The 5,438-nt window shown below is 42.8% G+C and carries 4 protein-coding genes; all 4 read right to left on the bottom strand.

Annotated elements, in window-relative coordinates:
* Positions 1-1,158, bottom strand: a 1,158-nt coding sequence (locus MK127_08210) for an MFS transporter (protein MCH2532774.1), incomplete at its 3' end; no start/stop codon positions are given.
* A complete protein-coding gene (locus tag MK127_08205; GenBank protein ID MCH2532773.1) occupies positions 1,158-3,404 on the bottom strand; it encodes a xanthine dehydrogenase family protein molybdopterin-binding subunit in 2,247 nt (748 codons plus the stop codon). The genes MK127_08210 and MK127_08205, both read right to left, overlap by 1 nt.
* A gap of 48 nt (positions 3,405-3,452) precedes the next feature.
* Positions 3,453-4,592, bottom strand: coding sequence for an HRDC domain-containing protein (locus MK127_08200; GenBank protein MCH2532772.1), 1,140 nt, complete (start codon positions 4,590-4,592; stop codon positions 3,453-3,455).
* An 81-nt stretch (positions 4,593-4,673) separates the two neighbouring features.
* On the bottom strand, positions 4,674-5,438 hold a 765-nt coding region (locus MK127_08195), incomplete at its 5' end, for an MFS transporter (GenBank protein MCH2532771.1).

Raw genomic sequence — 5,438 nt, 5'->3', positions numbered from 1 at the left:
ACTAGGTCCGCCAAATTGATCTACCAAAAATCCCATTGGTAATACAACAATTGTGATTGAAGATCTCAACATCATATTCATGCTTATTACTCTGCCATGGACGGAAGGATCTGAACGCGTAAGTATCAATGTTTGATTAATTGTTGTGTATGCCGTGTGAAAATAACCTGAGAAAAAAAGAAGAAGCAACGACAAAAAGTATAGCGGGGATAAAGCAAACCCCATTAAGGACAAACTGAATAAAGCTCCGAATATAAGCTGGGGTGTCCGATTAGAAAATCGGGGGAATGAGGCAACTGTTAAAGTTCCAAAAAAACCTCCCAAGCCCATAGCACCGTACATAAACCCTAATAATTCTGGCCCCACTTCAAGAATTTCTTGAAAGACAGGTAACAAATGCATATAGGGCATCCCAAATATTAAAAATAGTAGTAGCGTTGCAAACAATAATCTCAGGAATTTGTCAGACCAAACGTAATTAAACCCGTATTTTAAATCACCTATTAATCCAATATTTCCGCGATTAGAAGATTGTGCTAATGGAAATCCGAATGAAACAAGCATAGACAGAGCATGCAAAACTACGATAGCAATAAAAGCAACTAACGGATCAATTCCTAAGAGCACCCCGACCAAGCTAGGGGCAATGGTTTGATTCATATTTCTCCCAGAAGCATGTAGTGCAACGCCATTGGAAATCAATTTTTTGGGCAGGAGAATAGGTATATAGGACTGCCTAACGGGCATATTGAACGGCATTGCAGTCCCGTGGACTAGGCTCAGCAAAATTAAATGCCACACCTCTATAAGATCAAGATATAGAACAACAGCTATTATTGCAGCCATTAGCATCAAAGCAGTTTGCGACAGAAGTAATACAGTGCGCTTTGGAAACCGATCAGCTGCAACTCCACCTAACGGAGCCATAAAAAGCATCGGCAAACCTTGGCTAAGGGCAACTACACCAAGCCAAAATGCGGATCCAGTAATTTCATAAGCTAACCAGGGCTTGGCGACTAAAGTCATCTGTCCTGCTGCAAAGGTAAAAAACGTTCCTGTCCAAAGCCTTCGGTATTTTTCGTACCCTAAAGAAGCAAATGGTTGCGCTCGGTGTACTGTTGATTGATCCGGAATTCGCTTTTGGTTTTTCAAACTCACTAAGAATTAAGGGCCTTATAGACTTTTTCTGCAGTTACAGGTAAGTCTCGAACCCTAACTCCAACCGCATCAGCCACAGCATTCGCAATGGCGGGTGCAGTTTGAGAATTGGATTGCTCCCCAATGCCTTTGACTTGATAAGGCCCCCAACCTCCACCAGGGCCTTCTTCAAGAAGAACGGTTCGCAGCTCGGGAATGTCAGCGATAGTAGGCATTTTATAGTCAGCAAAAGAGGCAGTTGTAACCCTACCGTCTTCTACGGTTAATTCTTCTTGTAATCCAAATCCAATGCCCTGCACAAGCCCGCCATTAATTTGACCTTGGTGACCAATAGGGTTCAGTATTGTGCCGGTATCGTGTGCAGTTGTAACGGATAGAAGTTTAACTTGTCCGCTCTCTTTATCTACTGAAACTTCGGCAACCTGAACTGTGAAAGATGTGTAAGGATTTTTGGCAGAGTCCTGAACATCACCTAATCCTATAATCGGAGAGCCTGTTCTAGTTGCTATTGTTGCCCATTCTATTTCTTCTTCGGTGTCAGTTCGTTTTAGCTGAGAACCTTGAATTTCCATGGCGTCTTCAGGCCATCCAAGGATATCCGAGGCCAATTTATATAATTCTTGCTTAGCTGCTTGAGCCGCGTTCCATACTGCAGCACTGCCCATTCTGGTGACACGAGCCCCGCCAATTCCTGAATCGAATGAAGTACTAGCGGTATCCCAGACGGCCACTTCAACTTTTTCAATAGGGAGTCGTAATTCGTCTGCAACAATCTGCTGCATAATTGTATAAGAACCAGTACCTTGCTCGAATACAGAAGTATGAACTGTGACTGAACCATCAGCCTTCATAGTAACACCGGCATGCGTTTCGCCCCCAGCCTGTACACGCTCTCCAATTGCTACTCCTCGTCCATATGCAAATCGATCGTCAGAAGGCAAAGGATCCGTAAAATTAGAAACTCGAAGAGCAGACTCAAATGTCTCGATTGATCTTACCCCTTCAAAAACGGTTCCAAGTGAGTCTTCATCACCTTGGTTAATTAAATTTTTGCGACGAAAATCAACTGGATTCATTCCTAATTTTTCAGCGAGGCAGTCCATCTGTGACTCTACCGCGAACATTGCTTGCGGTTCACCAGGTCCTCTCATGAAGCCACATGGAACATTATTGGTGTAGATTTGATGCTCAATTATTTTAGTATTGGCAATTTTGTATGGGCCAGCAGCAGCGCTTGCTCCTTGCAGGTGACCACCTGGCTTAAATCCAGCATATGCACCGCTGTCATATTCAACTAAAGCTTCGTGCGCAACTATTGTGCCGTCTTTTTTGGCACCTGTCCGCATTGTCACTCTTGAAGCATGTCTCGGGTTAGCCGATGTTAGATCTTCTGAATAATCAAATACTGCTTTTATAGGCCTGCCTGTTAACGTAGAGAGCATCCATGCAATAGGGATATTCATCGCAGAACCTTTACCACCAAAATCCCCACCAATAGTAACGGGGTTGAAAACTACTTCCTCAGGTTCAGCTCCAATAGCTATTGCAACCATTTTCTTCCCAGGATGGGGAGATTTGTTACCAGCCCAAACATCAACTCTTCCCGATTTATCTGCAACCACCAAACAAGAATGAGGTTCAATATAGCCCTGATGCTGGCGTGGAGTTGTAAAAGTATTTTCCACAATTACATCAGCCTCGGACATACCTGCATCTATGTCCCCTTTAGACCATTCAAAAACTGTATAAATGTTATTAGGTTCAGTGATTTCTTTAGGGTAACCAGTTATTTCAAACATATCTTCGTGGACCAACGGTGCGCCCTGAGCAATAGCTTCATCCATATCAAGTACTGCAGGAATCTCCTCGTATTCAACATTTATTAATTCTATAGCTTTTTGTGCGGTTTCTTCGTCATCAGCAGCGACTGCTGCAATCTGCTCTCCTATGAACCTTACGCGACCTTGAGCTATAACAGGAACGTCAACCACTGCACGTCCGTGTCGTGCACCCTGGTATATATTTTCTCCAGTAACTACCGCATAAACACCAGGTAATTGCTGTGCTGCAGAGATATCAATGGAAATAATTTTGGCATGTGGAAACGGACTCCGAAGCGTCTTTGCAAAAAGTACTCCATCCATCTTTATGTCTGCGGTATAAATTGCGCGGCCAGTTGTTTTTTCAATTCCGTCAACTCTAGGGGTAGGTACTCCTACAGCGTGGCGTCCTAGTGAATCAGTCATAGTCTCTCCAAAGTCTTATTGTTGAAGGATACCAGAGGTTTGCACTAATCAGGCTAAGCTAGAAACAAGCTTGCGTAAAGAATCTGAGAATTCTAATAGCTGCCATCTCCTAATTTCTTCAGCAGTAAATTCCTTATCTAATGAGTTAGGATCACGTGCAATTCGCTCAAGGCTTTTCATTGGCCAAAGCAAGGACGGATCCATCGATAATTCAGTACCCTTGCCTAAGCGCCATTGTTTCAAAATTGTTAATCGAGAGGACTGCGCTTTAGTCGGTCGAGGCAGGGGTGGAATTTTCGGCTTAGGGCGAATGATTGGCTCTGAAATTAATCCGTTACTAACAGCTTCGCGAATCTGCTTACCAAACCTTCTTACTCCCGCATGACCCAAACCGGGAACCTCATCAAGTTCTACATCAGGATTAGCAGAAATAAACGCCAATACTTCTGCAGATAGGACAAAGCCTGGCGGTCTATTCAACTTTATTGCCTGTGACTCACGAAAATCATAAAGCAACTTCAAAATAGCTAATCCTTTTCCATCAAGTTCTCGAGTACCCTTTACTGACAAAAACGCTAAATCTTTATCCTTCTCTATGTAGCTGACTTTCGAAATCCTTTCACACTCTTCAGCTACCCATGATTCGCGACCTAAAGTAGCCAATTGCTTATGTAAGTCCTGCATCAATCGCGGTAGATAAATGACATCACCCGCAGCATAATCTAGTGCCTCTGGGCTTAAAGGGCGTCGCGACCAGTCAGCTTTCTGCAGTCGTTCATCTTTCGGAATTGAGACTCCCAGAATATTCTCAAGTAGAGAAGCCAATCCTATTCTTTCATGATTCGCGAAACGAGCTGCAATAGAAGTATCAAAGCAATTAACGAATTCAGTACCAAAGTCTCTGTTTAAACCCCGAATATCAAAGTCACCACCATGTAATATTTTTTGGGTTCTATTTGAGGAAAAAAGAGTAGTGATTGCCCTGTAATCCAAAGGCGCTAACGTATCAATAACGTAGGTATTGTCACCATTCGATATCTGTAGCAAGCAAACTTTTTCTGGATATCTATGCCGACTATCGGCTTCAGTATCCACGCCGATAAAGGCGGATGAGGACATAAAAGTAACAGCTTCATCAAGGACTGACTGCTGATCAACGTACGTATAACTTGAATTGTGTGTTATCAATAAAATTACAATACCAAAAGTCTATTCTGATAATGCGTTGTTACAACTCTAGGGTCAACCAGAACAAGAAGCAAAAATCGTCTAGTCCGGTGCATTTTTTATTCTTGCCCTTCCTCCAGTTTCGCGGCCAAAAAGCGCAAGAAGTACGGCCGCTAGTATAAGAATAATGGCCATAGTCATAAATGCCGCTCCTGGGGAAATAAGATAATACAAGCCCGCCATAAGGATAGGCCCTAAAGTAGCACCTAAAGCCTGTGAAAATGTCCAAAACCCTATATAAGCTCCTCTGGCATGATCAGGTGCTAAGTCCATTGCATACGTCTGAGTAGTTCCTAATGACATAGCTTCTCCTAGTCCTTTTATTCCAACAGCAACCAGTAAAGCGGTGTAAAAATCCCATCCAGCAAGTACAAAAGAAGCTAATGCAAGCAAAAGTAAGCCAGGAACCAAAGAGCGTTTTCTACCATATTTATCAGCAATAATCCCATTAGGATATGCGAACAAAAACGTGACAGTTGATGCAACACTAATTAAAAATCCCACAGCCGCCTCGTCTACTTTAATCATGTCAATCGCATATACCGGTACAAGAGTCTGCATAATTCCAGCGTTACTCATGGCAAATGCAGCAGTGGCAATAGCTAAAACAGCAAACGTACGATCCTTAAATGGATAGAAGGATAGCTTTCTCCTTGTAGGCTTTTCCGGAGAAGTTTCCATTCGGGTAGGACGTGTTTCTTTGACACCAAAAAATACAACTAGAACAATAACAATTTTGCTCAATCCATTAAGCAAAAATACTGATTGCAATCCAAATACGGCAGCTAAGACACCACCAACAGCGGG

This window comes from Dehalococcoidia bacterium (assembly GCA_022449765.1).
In the GTDB taxonomy this organism is placed as follows: Bacteria; Chloroflexota; Dehalococcoidia; order Lucifugimonadales; family Australimonadaceae; genus UBA2963.
The sequence above is the reverse complement of the archived record's forward strand: the minus strand, read 5'-3'. Positions and strand labels throughout refer to the sequence as shown.